The sequence below is a fragment of the Pectobacterium parvum genome, from assembly GCF_020971565.1.
GTDB classification, from domain to species: Bacteria; Pseudomonadota; Gammaproteobacteria; order Enterobacterales; family Enterobacteriaceae; genus Pectobacterium; species Pectobacterium polare.
Map to the genome: position 1 here is coordinate 143,401 of NZ_CP087392.1, position 19,759 is coordinate 163,159.

At 48.7% G+C, this 19,759-nt stretch carries 17 protein-coding genes; 2 read left to right on the forward strand and 15 right to left on the reverse strand.

Annotation, left to right across the window (positions count from 1 at the left end):
* Nucleotides 1–153: 153 nt before the first annotated feature.
* The 4 genes from pstS to glmU form a co-directional block, all read right to left on the reverse strand.
* The gene (gene pstS / locus LOZ86_RS00615) at nt 154–1,194 is read right to left on the reverse strand and encodes a phosphate ABC transporter substrate-binding protein PstS (protein ID WP_039487833.1); all 1,041 of its coding nucleotides are present in this window, start codon (nt 1,192–1,194) and stop codon (nt 154–156) included.
* 212 nt (nt 1,195–1,406) lie between these two features.
* Nucleotides 1,407–2,834 (reverse strand): DUF4026 domain-containing protein, encoded by a 1,428-nt coding sequence (locus tag LOZ86_RS00620; protein WP_039487831.1) that lies wholly within the window; start codon nt 2,832–2,834, stop codon nt 1,407–1,409.
* Between the two features lie 167 nt (nt 2,835–3,001).
* Nucleotides 3,002–4,834 carry a glutamine--fructose-6-phosphate transaminase (isomerizing) gene (glmS, locus tag LOZ86_RS00625; protein WP_039487830.1) on the reverse strand — a complete coding sequence of 611 codons (1,833 nt, stop codon included), beginning with the start codon at nt 4,832–4,834 and terminating at the stop codon, nt 3,002–3,004.
* 201 nt (nt 4,835–5,035) lie between these two features.
* On the reverse strand, nt 5,036–6,406 hold the full coding sequence (gene glmU / locus LOZ86_RS00630) for a bifunctional UDP-N-acetylglucosamine diphosphorylase/glucosamine-1-phosphate N-acetyltransferase GlmU (RefSeq protein WP_039487829.1): 1,371 nt from the start codon (nt 6,404–6,406) through the stop codon (nt 5,036–5,038).
* Nucleotides 6,407–6,730: 324 nt separating this feature from the next.
* Here glmU and pelX point away from each other — a divergent pair, with 324 nt between their 5' ends.
* Both pelX and LOZ86_RS00640 read left to right on the forward strand, forming a co-directional pair.
* Nucleotides 6,731–8,965: a pectate disaccharide-lyase PelX gene (gene pelX / locus LOZ86_RS00635; RefSeq protein ID WP_039488116.1), complete on the forward strand. Its 2,235-nt coding sequence runs from the start codon at nt 6,731–6,733 to the stop codon at nt 8,963–8,965.
* 301 nt (nt 8,966–9,266) lie between these two features.
* Entirely contained in the window at nt 9,267–10,475 is a 1,209-nt protein-coding gene (locus LOZ86_RS00640; protein ID WP_230242335.1) for an IS256 family transposase, read from the forward strand.
* 104 nt (nt 10,476–10,579) lie between these two features.
* On the opposite strand, the gene LOZ86_RS00645 is transcribed toward LOZ86_RS00640, so the two are convergent.
* The 11 genes from LOZ86_RS00645 to rsmG all read right to left on the reverse strand — a co-directional run bounded on the left by LOZ86_RS00645 (nt 10,580) and on the right by rsmG (nt 19,724).
* The gene (locus LOZ86_RS00645) at nt 10,580–11,200 is read right to left on the reverse strand and encodes a hypothetical protein (protein WP_131522968.1); all 621 of its coding nucleotides are present in this window, start codon (nt 11,198–11,200) and stop codon (nt 10,580–10,582) included.
* A gap of 364 nt (nt 11,201–11,564) precedes the next feature.
* Complete coding sequence (locus tag LOZ86_RS00650) at nt 11,565–11,984, reverse strand: F0F1 ATP synthase subunit epsilon (RefSeq protein WP_005976558.1); 420 nt, start codon at nt 11,982–11,984, stop codon at nt 11,565–11,567.
* Between the two features lie 19 nt (nt 11,985–12,003).
* Nucleotides 12,004–13,386, reverse strand: coding sequence for a F0F1 ATP synthase subunit beta (atpD, locus tag LOZ86_RS00655; protein ID WP_010681463.1), 1,383 nt, complete (start codon nt 13,384–13,386; stop codon nt 12,004–12,006).
* A 46-nt stretch (nt 13,387–13,432) separates the two neighbouring features.
* On the reverse strand, nt 13,433–14,296 hold the full coding sequence (gene atpG / locus LOZ86_RS00660; protein ID WP_039487788.1) for a F0F1 ATP synthase subunit gamma: 864 nt from the start codon (nt 14,294–14,296) through the stop codon (nt 13,433–13,435).
* 52 nt (nt 14,297–14,348) lie between these two features.
* Complete coding sequence (atpA, locus tag LOZ86_RS00665) at nt 14,349–15,890, reverse strand: F0F1 ATP synthase subunit alpha (RefSeq protein ID WP_230242763.1); 1,542 nt, start codon at nt 15,888–15,890, stop codon at nt 14,349–14,351.
* Between the two features lie 12 nt (nt 15,891–15,902).
* Nucleotides 15,903–16,436: a F0F1 ATP synthase subunit delta gene (gene atpH / locus LOZ86_RS00670; RefSeq protein ID WP_039487787.1), complete on the reverse strand. Its 534-nt coding sequence runs from the start codon at nt 16,434–16,436 to the stop codon at nt 15,903–15,905.
* A gap of 14 nt (nt 16,437–16,450) precedes the next feature.
* The gene (atpF, locus tag LOZ86_RS00675) at nt 16,451–16,921 is read right to left on the reverse strand and encodes a F0F1 ATP synthase subunit B (RefSeq protein WP_010681466.1); all 471 of its coding nucleotides are present in this window, start codon (nt 16,919–16,921) and stop codon (nt 16,451–16,453) included.
* 63 nt (nt 16,922–16,984) lie between these two features.
* The gene (gene atpE / locus LOZ86_RS00680; protein WP_005976545.1) at nt 16,985–17,224 is read right to left on the reverse strand and encodes a F0F1 ATP synthase subunit C; all 240 of its coding nucleotides are present in this window, start codon (nt 17,222–17,224) and stop codon (nt 16,985–16,987) included.
* 49 nt (nt 17,225–17,273) lie between these two features.
* Nucleotides 17,274–18,074, reverse strand: a complete 801-nt coding sequence (atpB, locus tag LOZ86_RS00685) for a F0F1 ATP synthase subunit A (protein WP_039487786.1) — start codon at nt 18,072–18,074, stop codon at nt 17,274–17,276.
* Nucleotides 18,075–18,096: 22 nt separating this feature from the next.
* The gene (gene atpI, locus LOZ86_RS00690) at nt 18,097–18,480 is read right to left on the reverse strand and encodes a F0F1 ATP synthase subunit I (protein WP_039487785.1); all 384 of its coding nucleotides are present in this window, start codon (nt 18,478–18,480) and stop codon (nt 18,097–18,099) included.
* Between the two features lie 623 nt (nt 18,481–19,103).
* Entirely contained in the window at nt 19,104–19,724 is a 621-nt protein-coding gene (gene rsmG / locus LOZ86_RS00695; protein ID WP_039487783.1) for a 16S rRNA (guanine(527)-N(7))-methyltransferase RsmG, read from the reverse strand.
* Nucleotides 19,725–19,759 lie beyond the last annotated feature (35 nt).

Sequence of the window (19,759 nt, forward strand, 5' to 3'; positions counted from 1 at the left end):
CTTCTCGTTTTAACTACATTTGATAAGCTATTGAAGGCAGAGAGGTTGCTATCACCTCTCCGCCCCGATACGACTTGTTATTCCACTACGCATTTCCAGAACCTGACAACCTCATCACGCTCTGGGTATCAACACGACGTGTCGATACAATAATTAGTACAGTGCTTTACCGCTGCTGTCTTTTACCTGAGTTTTCCAGGCAGCACGGATTTGCTCAACCACTTCTTTTGGCAGTGTGGCGTAATCCAGTGCTTCAGCTTGCTCACCGCCTTTTTTGAACGCCCAGTCGAAGAATTTCAACACTTCAGTGCCCTGCTCAGGTTTTTCCTGTTTGGTGTGAACCAGGATGAACGTGGTTGAAGTGATCGGCCATGCATCAGCGCCTTTCTGGTTAGTCAGATCCTGAGCGAAAGACTTGCTCCAGTCGATCTCTTTAGCTGCGTTGCTGAAGCTTGCGCCAGTTGGGCTAACCGCTTTGCCATCAGCAGAAATCAGTTTGGTGTAAGCCAGGTTGTTCTGCTTGGCATACGCGTATTCTACGTAACCGATAGAACCAGGCAGACGCTGTACGAACGCCGCGATACCATCGTTACCTTTACCGCCCAGACCGGTTGGCCAGTTCACGGTAGAACCTGCGCCAATCTTCTCTTTCCACTCTGGGTTCACTTTTGCCAGGTAGCTGGTGAACACGAAAGAGGTACCAGAACCGTCAGCACGACGAACCACAGCGATATCCTGATCCGGCAGCTTGGCATTCGGGTTCAGTTTAGTGATTGCTGGGTCGTTCCATTTTTTGATGTTGCCCAGGTAGATATCACCCAGCGTTTTACCATCCAGCGTTAAATCGCCAGATTTGATACCAGGAACGTTCACTGCCAGCACTACGCCACCGATAACGGTTGGGAACTGGAATAAACCATCCTGTGCTAATTTGTCGTCAGCCAGAGGCGCGTCAGAAGCACCGAAATCGACCGTTTTAGCGATAATCTGTTTTACACCGCCAGAAGAACCGATGCCTTGATAGTTAACTTTATTACCGGTTTCTTTTTGATAGGAGTCAGCCCATTTAGCATAGACAGGCGCTGGGAATGTCGCACCGGCACCGGTGAGGTTAGCAGCAGCTAAAGCAGAAAATGCCGTCAGAGAAAGGGTTGCCGCAACAACACTGGCAAGAGTGGTACGCATCGGTTTCATAATCCCTCCTGTGGGATACTCAAACATGTCGACGTAACGTCGTTATCTATCAGAGTTATCAAATCAGAGTGTAGTTCGCAGGAGGAAAAATAGGACAATTTGGTGACAGTAAAATGTACGTAATATGACAGTTTTATGACAAGGACACAGAAGGCAGGGAAATTCAGACCTGACCAGCCAGAACAGGCGTTCTGACTGGGGAAGGAAAGAGGTCAGTGGGTCTGGCTATGGCTCAGCAATTTGTAAATTGTATCAGGCTTATAGCTATCGCCCTGATAATAAATCGCCCAGTCGGTTACCCACGATATATCAATAGAGTAAACACCGCCTTCCTGCATATCCTCAACGTAGAACGGATGATTGATTAATGTCCCGGTGACGACCGCATCGTCGATTTTTTCGGGCACAAACCACATGTGTTCACGCTCTTCCCCCTCTTCACCATGAGGAATGCCAAACTTCACCATAAAGCGCCATTCACTTTCGACAGGCTCAAGTGCTTTTTTGAGTAGTTTCGCTAAAAAACCCGGCTTAGCGGGTTCGTCACTCACATGGTAGTTTTTAAACATATTAACGAAATAGTGCCAGCGCAGCTGTGCCTTACGTGACATTTCTGCCGTTTCCGCATTCGTGCGCCAGAACATGATGGCATTCTGCTCATCAAATCCTTTAAAGAACGTTTGCAGTACAGGGTTTTCTTCGTTGGTACGAAACAGCATACAGGAAGGCTCCTGATGCACGTCATCTCGATCGGCGCGATCGCCCAGAAACACGCCTTCCGGCGTCCCTTCCAGATCGTAGCGCATGTCTTCCAGAGGCCGCAGTTGGTCAATCGGCGTGGATTGATTCACATGCCGTAGCCCTTCTTCAAACGGCAACGCCACCAGATATTCATAGCCGCTGTCCGTTTGCCCACACAGAATCGGCTCGTTAAAGGTAATTTGCTGATTTTGAATGGCATTATTGACAAAACTTCTGAATAAATCCGGGATGCCATAATACGAACTGAGCGTCTCGGGAATGACTAATTCAGCCTCGGTCAGGCCGCATCGCGCCAGACCATGCGAGTGAAACCAGAATGTCGTTGGCGGATCGTTCTCGGTGTCGTACACGGCATGAATGGTATACAGCGATTCAATTTCTGGCAGGACATCATCTTCCAACTGAAAACGCAGCCATTCACGGGTAAACACATTACTGCCAGCAGAAATATCGATGCCCAAGAGGAAATCCGGTACAACGGCGTTTAATAAGCGCAACTGGTGAACGTAGTCTTCCAGCGGATTTGGCCCAAAAATACATTCAACCATCACTTCTTGCGTGGCCGCATTCGCCTGCGCCAACAACTCGGGCGAAATCGGGTCGGTTGAATACGCTGGCACGATTTGGTTCTCGGGGTCGCGCCCTGAAATCTCAAGATAAAACGCCAGCTCGCGCTCATGATTCCGACAGGTATAAAAGAATCCACCCTGTTCCTGCTCGGTATAGCTTATTTCGCCATCAGTGAAAAATGATTGCGCCTCTAACAAGCTCTCCAACAGTGGATAGCTCATCTCCCGTGAGGAAAAAGCCACCATCGTTGAAGGCGCTTTATCACCCTTCCCTTCGGCGATATCCAGATATTGTTGTTTGTTATTCATATAAAGAACGTATCAATATTCAATATGGTGTAAACCAATATACCCAATAAATTTTGATGAGGAGAGCGGGAAAACCTAAAAAAGAACGAGAATGAAAAATGGGGCTTACGATGAAAATTGAATGAAGGTAGATAATATGATAGTTATTTACCTTCATTTTCAATAAGTTACTCTACCGTAACAGATTTCGCCAGGTTACGTGGCTGATCGACATCGGTGCCTTTAATCAGCGCGACGTGATAAGACAGTAGCTGCAACGGCACCGTATAGAAGATTGGCGCAATCACTTCTTCGATATGCGGCAGTGGAATAATCTTCATATTTTCGCTGCTGGTGAAACCCGCATCTTCGTCAGCGAAGACATACAGCTCACCGCCGCGCGCACGAACTTCTTCGATGTTGGATTTCAATTTCTCCAACAGCTCGTTGTTCGGTGCCACGACAACAACCGGCATATCTGCATCAATCAAAGCCAACGGGCCGTGTTTCAGCTCGCCTGCCGCATAGGCTTCCGCATGGATGTAAGAGATCTCTTTCAGCTTCAGCGCCCCTTCCATCGCGATCGGGTACTGATCGCCACGGCCGAGGAACAGCGCATGGTGCTTGTCAGAGAAACCTTCCGCCAGAGCTTCGATGAGTTTGTCCTGAGACAGCATCTGCTCAATACGCGCTGGCAATGCCTGCAAACCATGAACGATTTCATGCTCAATTTTTGCATCCATACCGCGCAGACGGCCAACACGCGCCACCAGCATCAGCAGAACGGTAAGCTGGGTGGTGAAGGCTTTAGTTGAGGCCACGCCAATCTCTACGCCCGCTTTGGTCATCAGCGCCAGATCGGATTCACGCACCAGCGAGGAGCCAGCAACGTTACAGATAGCCAGCGACCCCAGATAGCCCAGCTCTTTGGACAAACGCAGCGCTGCCAGAGTATCCGCCGTTTCACCGGATTGAGACAGGGTAATCATCAGGCTGTTCTTACGCACGGCAGGTTTGCGGTAGCGGAATTCGGAAGCAATCTCCACGTCGCACGGAATCCCAGCCAGTGCTTCAAACCAGTAACGGGAAACCATACCGGAGTTGTAAGACGTACCACAGGCGATAATCTGAACGTGTTCAACCTTCGCCAGCAGTTCATCCGCTTTCGGGCCTAATTCAGACAGATCGATCTCGCCATGGCGGAAACGCCCTTCAAGGGTGTTCTTGATCGCCATCGGCTGTTCGTAAATCTCTTTTTGCATGTAGTGACGATACGCACCTTTGTCACCGGCATCGTAATTCACTTTTGATTCAATTTCTTCGCGTGCGGCAAGCTGGCCGGATTTATCAAACACGCGCACATCACGACGAGTGATTTCCGCGATGTCGCCTTCTTCCAGGAACATGAAACGGCGAGTCACAGGCAGCAGCGCCAACTGATCGGAGGCGATGAAGTTTTCACCGACACCACGGCCAATCACCAGCGGGCTACCAGAACGTGCGGCAACCAATACGCTTGGGTCGCGGTTATCCAACACCACCATGCCATACGCACCGCGCAGCTGTGGGATCACGCGCTTAACGATTTCAACCAGCGTTCCGCCATTCTGCTGCTGTTCAAAATGAACCAGATGGGCAACCACTTCCGTATCGGTTTCGGATACAAAACGATAGCCGCGACCGATCAGCAGTTCGCGCAGCGGCTCGTGGTTTTCGATAATGCCGTTATGAACGATAGTGATATGTTCAGAAACATGCGGGTGTGCGTTCTCTTCAGAAGGTTCGCCGTGCGTTGCCCAACGGGTATGAGCAATGCCGGTACCGCCGTGCAATTCATGCTCTTCGGCTGCCTGAGACAGCACCTGCACTTTCCCCAGACGGCGCAAACGGGCGACATTTCCTTCGCTGTCAACAACCGCCAGGCCCGCAGAGTCATAGCCGCGGTACTCAAGACGGCGTAAACCTTCCAACAAAATTTCAGCAACATCACGTTGCGCAACTGCGCCTACAATTCCACACATCGATGGTATTCCTATAAAAGTGACATATTGTGTCACCAGGGATGTCTTAGACCTGATTGTTCCGGTTTTTCCGGGTTCCCCGAGCCTTGTAGAGAGTTGGGGATTATTATGTTTTGTTCTGTACTCTGGGATCGACCCCACAGAGGGATCGGCCAAAGTACAGGACAAAACTGCCTCCGCTACGTGCAGAGGCATTAAATATTATTTCTTTTTCACCGGACGTTGCCAGCCGGAAATATGCCGTTGTTTCACGCGACCGACCACCAGTTCATTCTCTGCCACGTCGCGCGTCACCGTCGTTCCAGCGCCGATAGTCGCACCGCTGGCAACGCTAACGGGTGCCACCAGTTGACTATCCGAACCGACAAAGACATCGTCACCAATAATCGTTTTATGTTTATTCGCGCCGTCATAATTACAGGTGATCGTTCCCGCGCCAATATTAACACCGGAACCGATATCCGCATCACCCAAATAGCTAAGGTGACCCGCTTTTGATCCTTTACCTAAACGCGCTTTTTTCAGTTCGACAAAGTTGCCAACATGCGCGCCCTCAGCCAGTTCCGAGCCTGGACGCAGGCGGGCAAATGGGCCAACGGTACACTGTGCTTCTAACACCGCGTCTTCCAACACGGAATAAGGGCTGATCTCACTGTCATCGCCAATGATGCAGTTTTTGATCACACAGCCAGCACCGATTTTCACTCGGTTACCCAGCTTAACATGGCCTTCCACGACAACATTGACATCAATCACGACATCGCGACCATGAGTCAACTCACCACGCAGATCAAATCGTGCCGGATCGAGCAGCATCACACCGGCCAGCAGCAGCTTATCTGCCTGTTCACGCTGATAAACCCGCTCCAGTGCCGACAGTTGCAGGCGATTATTGACGCCCTCAACTTCGCTCAGTCGCTCGGGATGGACCGCTTCAACACGCTGGCCTTCTTCCGCCGCCATCGCAATAATATCGGTGATGTAAAACTCGCCCTGTGCGTTGTTGTTATTCAACTGGCTTAACCAACGCTTCAGATCTTTGCCGTTCGCAATCAAAATGCCGGTATTGATCTCGTTAATCTGGCGCTGTTCTTCGCTGGCATCTTTGTGCTCGACGATCCCGACAACAGCACCCTTTTCACGCACAATTCGCCCATAGCCCGTCGGATCGTCCAGCTTCACCGTCAACAGACCGATACCGCCCTGCGGCTTGGCCTCACGTAAACGCCCCAGCGTTTGCGATGAAATCAGCGGCACATCGCCATACAACATCAAGATATCTTCATCATCAGCAAAATGAGGCGCGGCTTGCTGCATCGCATGCCCGGTTCCCAGCTGTTCTGCCTGCAATACCCAGTTCAACGCCGGATCGGCCAATTCACGTTTTAGCAAATCGCCGCCGTGGCCATAGACCAGATGAACGTGCTGTGCGCCTGTCGTCATAGCAGCGTCAATAACGTGCTGAACCATCGGCTTACCCGCCAGTTTATGCAACACCTTGGGAAGGTCGGAATACATACGGGTTCCTTTACCCGCAGCAAGGATCACCACACTCATCGCACTATTTGACATAAGTATCCTGACAGTTCGGAGCCACCGCTCCGCAAGAATAAAATGACTAGCCTGTTACGGCATGAATAACCAGAGTTTACCGAAACTCATGCATAACGCAGATACTTTTTAGTGAGTTTTTTCTGAAAATTTTGCTTAAAACGACGAATGTTCATGAGGAGAAGATACAAGCACCATACTCTCAACCCAAACAGAAATGACACAGAGTTTCATAAAAAACAGACTTTGTTTTTAAGTATTTCCATTTGTGACATACACAAAAGAAACAGCGTTTCATTTATAGCAATATACGCGGGCGAATAATTCAATAACGAAGGAGACACAATGAAACGTTGTTCTTCACAAAAATGTGATTCATTACGGAAACACCGTTCTTCACGCCTCGCAGCCGTCGCGTTGACGAATGCATTACTCTTTAGCTTTAGTACACACGCCGCGACAGAATCAACCCCTGTCTGGCACGGCATCGCCTTTGGTCAATCAACAGACGTAAACTTCTCATCCAATGTCCTGCCGGAAAAAATTGGCGTCAACGACGTCACCATTAACGGTAAGAAATTAGCGCCGGGGGATAACGCTGATTTGTCCGCCCCTATCACGATCGAAAGTCGTGGCGGAAAGATTGCCAACACCCATGACGGGCTGACGTTCTTCTATACACAGCTGCCTGCAAATGTGAATTTTACGCTTCAGTCTGATATTACCGTGGAACAGTTTGGGCCAGAAAACGGCGCCAAGCCTGCTGCTCAGGAAGGGGCGGGGATTCTGGTGCGCGATATTATTGGCATACCGCGTCAGGAACCGCTGAAAGAAGGGTATGAGGAATTCCCTGCGGCATCCAACATGGTGATGAACGCCATCATGACGCAGGATAAAAAGTCTCATACCGAAATCAAACTACAGGCGATTTTGCGTAATGGCGTCACGCAACCGTGGGGCAACGCGGGCGCGAAAATTACCAAAACCAGCTACCAGGAAAATGTGAATCTGGAGCAAACGCCGACGTTCCGTCTGAAACTGGAACGCACCAACGATGGCTTCATTACCTCTTATGCGCCGAAAGGCACTGACAACTGGGTATCAAAAGAAGTCAAAGGTGCGGACGTCGTCACCAAGCTGGATAAAGACCATTACTACGTCGGTTTCTTTGCTTCCCGTAACGCCAAAATCACCGTCAGCAATGCACAGTTGACCACGACGCCAGCGCAAACCAAGGCCTCACCGGAGTTTAAAGCCAAGGATTATGATCCTTTGCTTCAGGTGATGTCATCGCCTAAAACCACCAGCGAGCACTATGTGGTTCAGGCAAGAGCCAATTACGATGGCACGATCGCGGTTTCGCAAGACGGTAAATCTCTGGGTGATGCGAAGCAGGTAAAAGCGGGAGAAACCTTATCTCTGCCAGCGAAAATTGCCGCTAACGGTGCTGAGTTCAAAATTGCCTACCAGCCTGCGGAAGGCGATGATAAAGCCGTAAAAGAGAGCACGTTCAAGGTTGAAAGAGTGGCCTACGCAGACGCTAAAAATCTGTATGTTTCACCACAAGGTTCAGCCAGCAATGACGGCAGTAAAAATACACCGATCGATTTAGCCAGCGCCGTCGCCGCTCTGCCAGCTGGTGGCACAATCTGGCTCAACGATGGTGATTACAGCGCAACTGAAATCCCTGTCAGCGCCAGCGGTCAGCAAAAAACCGTTAAGAACCTGTTTGCTGTCGGCAATAAAGCCGTGATTCATGGCCTACAGCTGAAAGCGAGCCATTGGCATGTTAAAGGGATTGAAATCACAGAGAAACCGTTCCGTATCGAAGGAAGCTACAACACCATCGAACGCGTTCTAGTGCACCACGCTGACGATACCGGTATTCAGGTGACCTCGACTGGTGATGTGGGTAGACCACTGTGGGCCAGCCATAACCTGATTCTGAATTCAGAATCTCACAGCAATCAGGACCCAGGTAAAATTAACGCCGACGGCTTCGCGGTGAAAATGCGTGTGGGTGAAGGCAACGTGATTCGCGGCGCGTTCTCGCACAACAACATCGATGACGGCTTTGACCTGTTTAACAAAATTGAAGACGGCGCAAACGGCGTTGTGGTGATCGAGAATTCAATTGCCATGAACAACACCAGCAACGGCTTCAAAATGGGTGGCGAAGGCCAGCCAGTGGCGCATCAGGTCAAAAATAGCATTGCTGTGGGCAACAAACTTGATGGTTTCACTGACAACTTCAACCCTGGTGCATTGATCGTTGAAGACAACATTGCGTTAGATAACGAACGCTTTAACTTCATTTTCCGTCCAAGCCCTTACTCTGGCCCGGAAAAACAAGGCATCTTCAAGAACAACGTTTCGCTGAAAACCAAAGCGGGTAAATATGATGATGCGGTTGTCGGCAATATCGATAACACCAACTATTTCATCAAAGGCGACCGTTCGGTTAACGCGCAAGGTAAGGAAATCACCGTAAATAATTTCGTGTCAGTAACCATCCCTGAGACGTTTACGCGTGACGCCAAAGGCAATCTGGTACTTGGCGACTTCCTGAAGAAAAAATGATAATTACGCAGGAAAAAGAATTCATTATTAAAGGCGTAAAATGATGTCGATACTTCATGAAGATAATTCGACATCATTTATATACTAAATAATTCAAGCATGGGAAAACGATAAGGGAAGGTTAAATTCTTCAGGAAGGAATTTGGCTAGCCAACAACTGGCCTTCGGTGAGAGATAGGATGTCTCTCATTTCCGGTGAGTTTACTTAGTAAATCTGTCGAGGCCGAGTTGGAGACTGTAATTAAAATTGTGTAATTGCCTGTTTTTGATATGTTCACTCCAGCAAAGGAGACAGGCAATTATGGACGAAAAGAAACTCAAAGCCCTCGCGGCTGAACTGGCTAAAGGTCTTAAAACCGAAGCCGACCTCAATCAGTTTTCCCGTATGCTGACGAAATTAACCGTCGAAACGGCGCTCAATGCGGAGCTGACTGACCACCTCGGGCATGAGAAAAACGCCCCCAAAACAGGTTCAAACACCCGTAATGGCTACTCGTCAAAAACGGTGTTGTGCGATGACGGCGAGATAGAACTGAACACGCCGCGTGACCGTGAAAATACCTTCGAACCGCAGCTGATTAAGAAGAACCAGACGCGCATTACGCAGATGGACAGCCAGATTTTATCCCTCTACGCCAAAGGAATGGCCACCCGCGAAATCGTCGCTACCTTCAAAGAAATGTACGACGCTGATGTGTCGCCCACGCTGATATCTAAGGTCACCGACGCGGTAAAAGAGCAGGTTACTGAGTGGCAAAACCGGCAACTGGATGCGCTGTATCCCATTGTTTATATGGACTGCATTGTCGTAAAAGTCCGTCAGAATGGCAGTGTGATAAACAAAGCTGTTTTCCTGGCCTTAGGTATTAATCTCGAAGGCCAGAAAGAATTACTGGGTATGTGGCTGGCCGAAAATGAAGGCGCAAAGTTTTGGCTGAACGTGCTGACGGAGCTGAAAAATAGGGGTCTTCAGGACATCCTGATTGCCTGTGTGGACGGGCTGAAGGGCTTCCCGGATGCGATAAACAGCGTCTACCCCCAGACCCATATCCAGCTGTTCATCATCCATATGGTGCGTAACAGCCTGAAATACGTATCCTGGAAGGACTACAAAGCGGTCACCAGCGGGCTGAAGGCGGTTTATCAGGCCCCGACCGAAGAGGCGGCACTGATGGCGCTGGATGCGTTCGCGAAAGTCTGGGACGATAAATACCCGCAAATCAGCAAAAGCTGGCGTGCGCACTGGGAAAACCTGAATACGTTCTTCAACTATCCACCGGATATCCGCAAGGCCATCTACACCACAAACGCTATCGAATCGCTGAACAGCGTAATCCGTCAGGCAATAAAGAAACGTAAAGTGTTCCCGACAGATGACTCGGTACGGAAAGTGATTTATCTGGCGATCAGGGATGCGTCGAAAAAATGGAGTATGCCGATCCAGAACTGGCGACTGGCGATGAGTCGTTTTATTATCGAGTTCGGTGACCGCCTGAGCGATCACCTTTAACGACTGGGCAGTTACACAGAATTACTGACAGGCTCTTTAACGCTGCTTGCAGCGATCCTTCAAGACGAGTATTTAAGCACCCTCAAAATGAAAACCCCATTAAACTATTTATAATTCAGATTATTAGCCCATTCCTTAATCTTATTTATATGGTCTTTCACTTTCTGCAACGTTTCATAATCGTAGTTCTTTTCATTGCCAAAACATCGAAATTTATCTTTATCTGTTATATACTCTTCTAAAAAACGAGTAGAGTCTGAAGCAAGTTTTTCTTCATTTACTAAAGTAAGGCATGTTAGGTTGGTGACAATTCTTCGGATTCCCCCCGTATTTATATTTTCATCATTAGTAACTTTATTGCCCGCATCTACAATTCCTTTTTTCATATCAGAAATATGCTGAGGAGAACGCATAAATTTATTCATATCATCACGGCAATCATTCTTCCCAGCATGAATGTTACTATCTAGTAAGATATTTAATTTTGATGGAAAAGGAGAGGTTTTATTTAGATGTTCGATTATCTCGTTGTATTTAATTGATTTTCCTACGTTGTAGGTTTCATTTGTTGATGTGATTTTATTTATTTTTTTTAAAATAAGTTTCTCGGCAAAACATTGATGTCTATGATTTTTATTTTTTTCTGCTAGTTTAACCGCAGCATTTGAACTATTGAATAAATGAGCCTTCACATAAGTACTAATATTCATTTTTACATCACTCAAAATTAAAATCCTACATTTTATTTAATATCGCCTATATAAAAAAACGATTTTTTGTAGCGAAATAAAAGGCTCAGTTGCAAATATGATGAAGAATAAGCCTCTTTCTGTTTATGTCGATATTTTATCTGTATTGATAAATTGCAGGATCTGCCCCGTTTAACATTACTTAAAATGTTAGCGCTGCTGTTACGACGGAAAGAGAGGTAAAAATTGACATTATAGCCTCTACATCAACCCTGTTAAATTTAAATCAAAAGACAAAAACCTACGAATAACCACGTCCACATGACGTGGTTATTCGTTCGCATTGAAAAAAGGCCAGTCAGTGTAAACTGACTGGCCTTTTTTATTGCAAGCTTATCTGTTACATCGCTTTTCTGGTCAGCTCGATAACACGCAGCTTCGCAATCGCTTTAGTCAGCTCTGCAGAAGCCTGAGCATAATCCACATCACCATGCGAATTGCGGATATGATCTTCGGCTTTACGTTTCGCTTCCAGCGCTCGAGCTTCATCCAGATCCTGCCCACGAATAGCGGTATCGGAAAGCACGGTGACCATATTCGGTTGCACCTCAAGGACACCGCCAGAAAGATAGATATACTCTTCCTCACCGTGCTGCTTAACGATACGAATCATACCCGGCTTAATGGCAGTGAGCAGAGGGGCATGTCCCGGATAAATACCCAGTTCGCCTTCGCTCCCCGTGACCTGGATCTTCTGCACCAGACCGGAGAACATTTGCTGTTCCGCACTCACGACATCCAGATGGTAAGTCATAGCCATGTCACCCTCCTACAAGGCGTTACAGTTTCTTGGCTTTTTCCACGACTTCATCAATGGAACCAACCATGTAGAACGCCTGCTCTGGCAGGTGGTCGTATTCGCCTTCCATAATCCCTTTAAAGCCACGGATGGTGTCTTTCAGAGAAACGTATTTGCCCGGAGAACCGGTAAATACTTCCGCTACGAAGAACGGCTGAGACAGGAAGCGCTGAATCTTACGCGCACGGGATACCACCAATTTGTCTTCTTCAGACAACTCGTCCATACCCAGAATCGCAATGATGTCTTTCAATTCCTGATAACGTTGCAGAATAGACTGCACGCCACGGGCAACATCATAGTGTTCCTGACCAACAACCAGCGGATCCAACTGACGGCTGGTGGAATCCAACGGGTCAACGGCCGGGTAGATACCCAGAGAAGCGATCTGACGGCTCAGTACCACGGTTGCATCCAAGTGAGCAAAGGTGGTGGCTGGCGATGGGTCAGTCAAGTCATCCGCAGGAACGTAAACGGCCTGAACGGAGGTGATAGAACCGGTTTTGGTTGAGGTGATACGTTCTTGCAGAACGCCCATCTCTTCCGCCAGCGTCGGCTGATAACCTACCGCAGAAGGCATACGACCCAGCAGTGCGGATACTTCCGTACCGGCTAGGGTATAACGGTAGATGTTATCGACGAACAGCAGTACGTCACGGCCTTCATCACGGAATTTTTCCGCCATGGTCAGACCGGTCAATGCTACGCGCAGACGGTTACCCGGCGGCTCATTCATCTGGCCATACACCAGTGATACTTTATCGATTACGTTGGAGTCGGTCATTTCGTGGTAGAAGTCGTTACCTTCACGGGTACGCTCACCTACGCCAGCAAACACAGAGTAACCGGAGTGCTCGATCGCAATGTTACGGATCAGCTCCATCATGTTTACGGTTTTACCTACGCCCGCACCACCGAACAGACCCACTTTACCGCCCTTCGCAAACGGACACATGAGGTCGATAACCTTGATGCCCGTTTCCAGCAGTTCCTGTGAGTTTGACAGCTCTTCATAGCTCGGAGCTGAACGGTGGATAGCCCAACGCTCTTCTTCGCCGATGTCGCCTTTCATGTCGATTGGGTCACCCAATACGTTCATGATACGACCCAACGTTGCTTTACCTACCGGTACTTCGATCGGGTGGTCCAGGTTATTCACGTTCAACCCGCGACGCAGGCCGTCAGAAGAACCCATTGCGATACAACGAACAATGCCGCCGCCCAACTGCTGCTGCACTTCCAGCACCAGTTTTTCAGCGCCGTTCTCTACCTCAAGCGCATCGTACACTTTCGGTACGGCATCTTGCGGGAACTCGACGTCCACCACGGCGCCGATTACCTGGATAATCTTTCCAGTAGCCATCTTGAATCCTCTACGTAATTCGACAATACGTAATTCGTAAACCTGCTTAAACCGCGGAGGCTCCCCCGACGATTTCGGTGAGTTCCTGGGTGATGCTGGCCTGACGAGCCTTGTTGTATACCAACTGAAGCTCTTTGATCAGGCTACCGCCGTTATCGGTCGCGGCTTTCATCGCAACCATTCGCGCGGCCTGCTCACTAGCCAGATTTTCTACGACGCCCTGATAAACCTGAGATTCTACATAACGGCGCAGCAGGGTATCCAGCAGCGACTTAGGATCGGGTTCATACAGGTAATCCCAGGCTTTCTTCTTCAACTCACCGTCATCCGAAGGCGGTAACGGTAACACTTGAACAACAAGCGGTTCCTGAGACATGGTATTAATAAACTTGTTGCTGACGATATACAGCTTGTCCAGACGACCTTCGTCATAGGCTTGCAGCATAACTTTAACCGGGCCGATCAATTCTGATACGGAAGGGTTATCCCCCATACCGGTAACCTGAGCAACAATGTTTCCGCCTACCGAACCGAAGAAAGAAACAGCCTTGGAACCAACCAGCGCTAAATCAGTTTCAACGCCTTTGTCGCTCCAGGATTTCATATCAGCCAGCAGTTTCTTGAACAGGTTAATGTTCAAACCACCGCACAGGCCACGGTCAGTAGACACCACCAAATACCCAACGCGCTTAACGTCGCGTTCTTCCAGGTACGGGTGTTTATATTCCAGATTTCCTAACGCAAGGTGACCAATCACATTGCGTATGGTTTCCGCATAAGGACGGCTGGCCGCCATACGATCCTGCGATTTACGCATTTTGGAAGCGGCGACCATTTCCATTGCTTTGGTGATCTTCTGCGTATTTTGGACGCTTGCGATCTTACTACGTATCTCTTTTGCGCCGGCCATCTTTGCTTCTCCTCAAAGCCTTGCGGCCTGCTTTACAGCAGGCCACCGGGCGTTACCAGGACTGGGTTGCCTTAAAAGTATCGAGGATGCCTTTAAACTTGCCCTCGATCTCATCGTTATAAGCGCCAGTCTGGTCGATTTGTTGCAGAAGTTCGCCATGCTCACGGTCAGCATAAGCCAACAGTGCCGCTTCAAAGCTACCGACTTTCGACAGCTCAACATCTTCCAGATAACCACGTTCTGCCGCAAACAGAACCAGAGACTGCTGTGCGACAGACATCGGCGCATACTGTTTCTGTTTCAGCAGCTCGGTCACTTTCTGACCGTGGCTCAACTGCTTACGGGTTGCATCATCAAGATCGGAAGCGAACTGAGAGAATGCTGCCAGTTCACGGTACTGTGCCAGAGCGGTACGAATACCACCGGACAGTTTCTTCATGATCTTGGTCTGTGCTGCACCACCCACACGGGATACGGAGATCCCTGGGTTAACTGCAGGACGAATACCGGCGTTAAACAGGTTGGATTCCAGGAAGATCTGACCATCGGTAATAGAAATTACGTTGGTCGGAACGAACGCAGAAACGTCACCCGCTTGCGTTTCGATGATCGGCAGAGCAGTCAACGAACCGGTTTTCCCTTTCACTTCACCCTTGGTGAATGCTTCAACGTAATCGGCGTTAACGCGCGATGCACGCTCCAGCAAACGGGAGTGGAGATAGAAAACGTCACCAGGATAAGCTTCACGACCTGGCGGACGACGAAGCAGCAGAGAAATCTGACGATAAGCAACGGCCTGTTTAGACAGGTCATCATAAATAATCAGCGCATCTTCACCGCGGTCACGGAAGTATTCGACCATCGCACAGCCAGCATACGGTGCCAGATATTGCAGAGCAGCAGACTCAGACGCGGTAGCAACAACAACAATGGTGTTTTCCAGTGCGCCGTGCTCTTCCAGTTTACGCACCACGTTAGAAATCGTGGAGGCTTTCTGGCCGATAGCGACGTACACACATTTGATGCCGGAATCACGCTGGTTAATGATGGCGTCGATGGCCAGTGCGGTTTTACCCGTCTGACGGTCACCGATAATCAGCTCACGCTGACCACGACCAATTGGAATCATGGCATCAACAGACTTATAGCCCGTTTGTACCGGCTCATCAACGGACTGACGTTCGATAACGCCAGGCGCAATCGCTTCAACCGCAGAGAAACCGTCGTGATCCAGTGCGCCTTTACCGTCAATCGGTGCGCCCAGTGTGTTGACCACACGACCCAGCAGGCCGCGGCCAACTGGAACTTCAAGAATACGGCCGGTGCATTTTACTTTCATGCCTTCAGCCAGATCCGCATACGGACCCCTAACTACCGCACCAACGGAGTCGCGCTCCAGGTTCAGTGCGATCGCATAACGGTTACCCGGCAGAGAGATCATCTCTCCCTGCATCACGTCTGCCAGACCGTGGACGCGGATGATTCCGTCGCTGACGGAAACAATAGTACCTTCATTGTGAGCTTCGCTCACCACATTGAACTGAGCAATGCGCTGCTTGATCAGTTCGCTGATTTCGGTGGAATTCAGTTGCATGCTCCAGTCCCCTTAAGACTGCAAGACGTCTGCCAGACGTTCCAGACGACCGCGAATGCTGCCATCTATCACCATATCGCCCGCGCGGATAACCACGCCGGCCATGACAGACTTATCAATTTTGCAATTCAGCTTCACTTTGCGTGACAGACGTTTTTCCATAGCGGCAGCGATCTTTGATTGCTGCTCCTCACTCAACGTGCTGGCAGAAATCACATCGACGTCAACCGTCGATTCCAGAGTTGCCCGCAGTTGAATAAATTGTTCCAGTACTTCAGGAAGCACTGGTAAACGTCCGTTTTCGGCCATCACCTTAATCAGGTTCTGACCGGCTTCATCAAGTTGATCACCACAAACGGCAATAAATGTTTTCGCCAGCTCAATCGGTGCAACCGCACCGGAAAGCAGCTCGGCAATTTGCTCATTGCGCGCCACTTCGGCCGAAAACGCCAGCATGTTCTGCCAGCGATCCAAGGCCTGATTCTCAACCGCAAAGTCAAAAGCTGCTTTGGCGTAGGGGCGAGCTACCGTGACAAATTCAGACATCAGCCCCTCCCTCCTTACAGTTCAGCGACCAGTTTATCAACGATGTCGCTGTTAGCAGCTTCATCCACGGAACGTTCAATAATTTTCTCGGCACCGGCAATCGCCAATACGGCAACTTGCTTACGCAGCTCTTCACGAGCACGTTTACGTTCGGCTTCGATTTCAGCCTGCGCCTGCGCCACAATCTTGTTACGTTCAGCTTCCGCTTCAGCTTTCGCCTCATCCAGGATCTGAGCACGGCGTTTGTTCGCCTGCTCGATGATAACCTGAGCATCCGCTTTGGCTTTCTTCAGTTGATCTGTCGCATTGGCCTGAGCCAAGTTCAAATCTTTTTTGGCACGTTCAGCAGAAGCCAGACCGTCAGCAATTTCTTTCTGACGTTTCTCGATGGCTGCCATCATCGGCGGCCATACATACTTCATGCAGAACCAGACAAACAGGACGAACGCAATGGCCTGGCCGAGGATTGTTGCATTAATATTCACAGCACAATGCCTCTTTCAAAGTTAAATAAGTTGATGTTTTAACCTCAGCAGAAAACATTCTGCTTAGGCCACCGCAAACATCACATACAGCCCCAGACCAACAGCGATCATCGGGATGGCGTCAACCAGACCCATGACGATAAAGAACTGTGTACGCAGTAAAGGAATCAGGTCAGGCTGACGAGCAGCACCTTCCAAGAATTTACCACCCAGAATGCCGATACCGATCGCAGCACCGATTGCCGCCAAACCCATCATTAACGCGGCAGCCATGTACAGCAGATCCACACTCAGGTTTTCCATGACAGTCTCCAGTTTGTTTCAGTTAAAAACGTTATTTGTTGAAAGAAAATCAATGCTCTTCAGATGCCATCGAGAGATAAACAACCGTCAGAACCATGAAAATAAAAGCCTGAAGCGTAATAATCAAAATGTGGAAAATAGCCCAAGGCACATTTAACAGCCATTGTGACCACCACGGCAACAGACCGGCAATCAGGATGAAGATCAACTCACCCGCATACATATTGCCAAACAGTCGCAAGCCTAAAGAAATAGGTTTGGACAGCAGGCTGACACCTTCAAGAATCAGGTTGATAGGAATAAATACTGGATGGTTGAACGGCTGCATGGTCAGTTCTTTAACAAAACCACCGAGCCCCTTCATTTTGATGCTGTAGAACAGAACCAGAACAAACACCCCAAGCGCCATCGACAGCGTGATGTTCACGTCAGCTGTCGGCACAGCACGCAGATAAGCATGCGCCGGATCGTATCCCAACAGGCTATAGATGCCCGCCCAAGCTTGCGGCAACAGATCGATAGGCAGCAGATCCATCAGGTTCATCAGGAAAACCCAGACGAAAATGGTCAGTGCCAGAGGAGCAATCAGTTTGCTTTTGCCATGGAACATATCGCGTACGGTGCCATCAACGAAACCGATAATCAGTTCGACAGCCGTTTGCAGCTTACCTGGCACACCGCTGGTCGCACGTTTCGCTACGCGGTGAAAGATAACCAGAAAGAGGACCCCAAGAGCGATGGAGAAAAACATCGAATCGACGTTGATCGACCAAAAACCCGTCCCGACCTGCAAATGCTGCAAGTGGTGACCGATATACTCTTGCGGAGTAGAGATTTCTCCAGCAGCCATGATGTCTCTTACCCTTTTGTTGTTAATTACGGTAACGATTAATTACGGCCGGTGCCACGATCTGCATAACCAGCACCGATAAATAAGTCAGGCCAAGCGGAAAGAATGCCGCTTTAAACACGCCTAACGCCACCACTAACAGCGCAATGGTGATAAATACCTTGAGCGCTTCGCCAATCGCGAATGACCAGGCCACACGCCCATCAGCAGGCTTGTGTGACTGATGACGCAAGGCAAACAACACAAACAACACATTCGGTAACCAGGCTGCCAATCCTCCGCCTAATGCAGAAGCAGCAGCGTTGACGCTATTGAGGCTGAAAGCAGCACTCAACAAAGCAAAAGTCACTAACTGTAACAACAGCAGCCTTAAGGCTACTTTTCCGCTGTAAAGGGATACAGGCATGACGTTTGCTCTCTCCGTACCTTTTCAGAGGTATACCGAATGACGTATAAAACTGCCTTTACACCACTGAGTCAAGCGGCAAAAAACGAGCAAATTATACGGGTCACACCTGCGAATTCAATCGATAAGTAGCGAAAAGGTGAACAATTATTTAAATTTCTTTCTGAAGCCCCGTTTTTACTAACAATCCTCACGACTCATGCCTGGTGTCATTAATTTCTAAAGGCCTCTAATCTGTGATATGACTCACATAAAAGGGCTTACGAATATTTACAACAGGATGTATCTTTTTTTGTCCTTAGCAATAAAACGTATTTATTTTATTTAATTTCAATAATTTAATAAAAAACTTATCCCAAAAGCGCAATAAACAACGTTTCAACCACCTATTGACATTATTGATATCGTTTTTTTACTCAATTAACACAAAAATAACTAAATTTTGATGCCGATGATTTATTTTCGCTCGTTATTATTCAGTGCGAAAGCAAAAGGACAACGCTGAAAAAACGAAGATGTAAAATTTCAGTGATCGCGATGCGTTTTGGAACAATGCCACCGATAGATGAGATAGCATCCTGACATGCAATATTTAGTTATAATTTTTTTGATAAAAAACAAAATTAGTTTGGTTTAAGCACGACCAAATGGCGTTCACCTTCCAGATCGGGAACGGATAAGCGAACAACCTGATCCAATAGGACATCTTGTGGCAAGGATGACAATTCATCCTCTGGAAGTACACCTTTTAGAGCATAAAACCGACCTGTCGGTCTGGCTGGAAGATGGCTGCACCAGCTAATCATGTCCTGCAAAGAGGCAAATGCTCGGCTGATCACCCCATCAAAAGGTGGCTCTGCTGGAAACGCCTCAACGCGACTCTGCACTGGTGTGATGTTTTCAAGCTGTAGTTCATGCTGAACCTGACGCAGAAAGCGCACACGCTTACCCAGGCTATCCAGCAAAGTGAAATGCGAATCAGGGCGAACAATCGCCAATGGAATTCCCGGTAACCCAGGCCCGGTACCTACATCGATAAAACGCTGCCCGTGTAAATGTGGCTCAACCACGATACTGTCCATGATGTGGCGGACAAGCATTTGCTGCGGATCGCGTACCGACGTCAGGTTATAAGCTTTGTTCCACTTATTCAGCATGTCAACATACTGTATCAGAAGGTTTTTTTGCTTATCTGAAATCGCCATACCAGCCGCGTTTAGCAGATTATCGAGTGTGTTGCGCACAATAAGATCCCGATGAAAAATATGAGGTTAATAAT

Coding starts and splice junctions, on each gene's coding strand:
- pstS (WP_039487833.1), bottom strand. CDS start 1,194: ATGAAACCGATGCGTACCACTCTTGCCAGTGTTGTTGCGGCAACCCTT.
- LOZ86_RS00620 (WP_039487831.1), bottom strand. CDS start 2,834: ATGAATAACAAACAACAATATCTGGATATCGCCGAAGGGAAGGGTGAT.
- glmS (WP_039487830.1), bottom strand. CDS start 4,834: ATGTGTGGAATTGTAGGCGCAGTTGCGCAACGTGATGTTGCTGAAATT.
- glmU (WP_039487829.1), bottom strand. CDS start 6,406: ATGTCAAATAGTGCGATGAGTGTGGTGATCCTTGCTGCGGGTAAAGGA.
- pelX (WP_039488116.1), top strand. CDS start 6,731: ATGAAACGTTGTTCTTCACAAAAATGTGATTCATTACGGAAACACCGT.
- LOZ86_RS00640 (WP_230242335.1), top strand. CDS start 9,267: ATGGACGAAAAGAAACTCAAAGCCCTCGCGGCTGAACTGGCTAAAGGT.
- LOZ86_RS00650 (WP_005976558.1), bottom strand. CDS start 11,984: ATGGCTATGACTTACCATCTGGATGTCGTGAGTGCGGAACAGCAAATG.
- atpD (WP_010681463.1), bottom strand. CDS start 13,386: ATGGCTACTGGAAAGATTATCCAGGTAATCGGCGCCGTGGTGGACGTC.
- atpG (WP_039487788.1), bottom strand. CDS start 14,296: ATGGCCGGCGCAAAAGAGATACGTAGTAAGATCGCAAGCGTCCAAAAT.
- atpA (WP_230242763.1), bottom strand. CDS start 15,890: ATGCAACTGAATTCCACCGAAATCAGCGAACTGATCAAGCAGCGCATT.
- atpH (WP_039487787.1), bottom strand. CDS start 16,436: ATGTCTGAATTTGTCACGGTAGCTCGCCCCTACGCCAAAGCAGCTTTT.
- atpE (WP_005976545.1), bottom strand. CDS start 17,224: ATGGAAAACCTGAGTGTGGATCTGCTGTACATGGCTGCCGCGTTAATG.
- atpB (WP_039487786.1), bottom strand. CDS start 18,074: ATGGCTGCTGGAGAAATCTCTACTCCGCAAGAGTATATCGGTCACCAC.
- atpI (WP_039487785.1), bottom strand. CDS start 18,480: ATGCCTGTATCCCTTTACAGCGGAAAAGTAGCCTTAAGGCTGCTGTTG.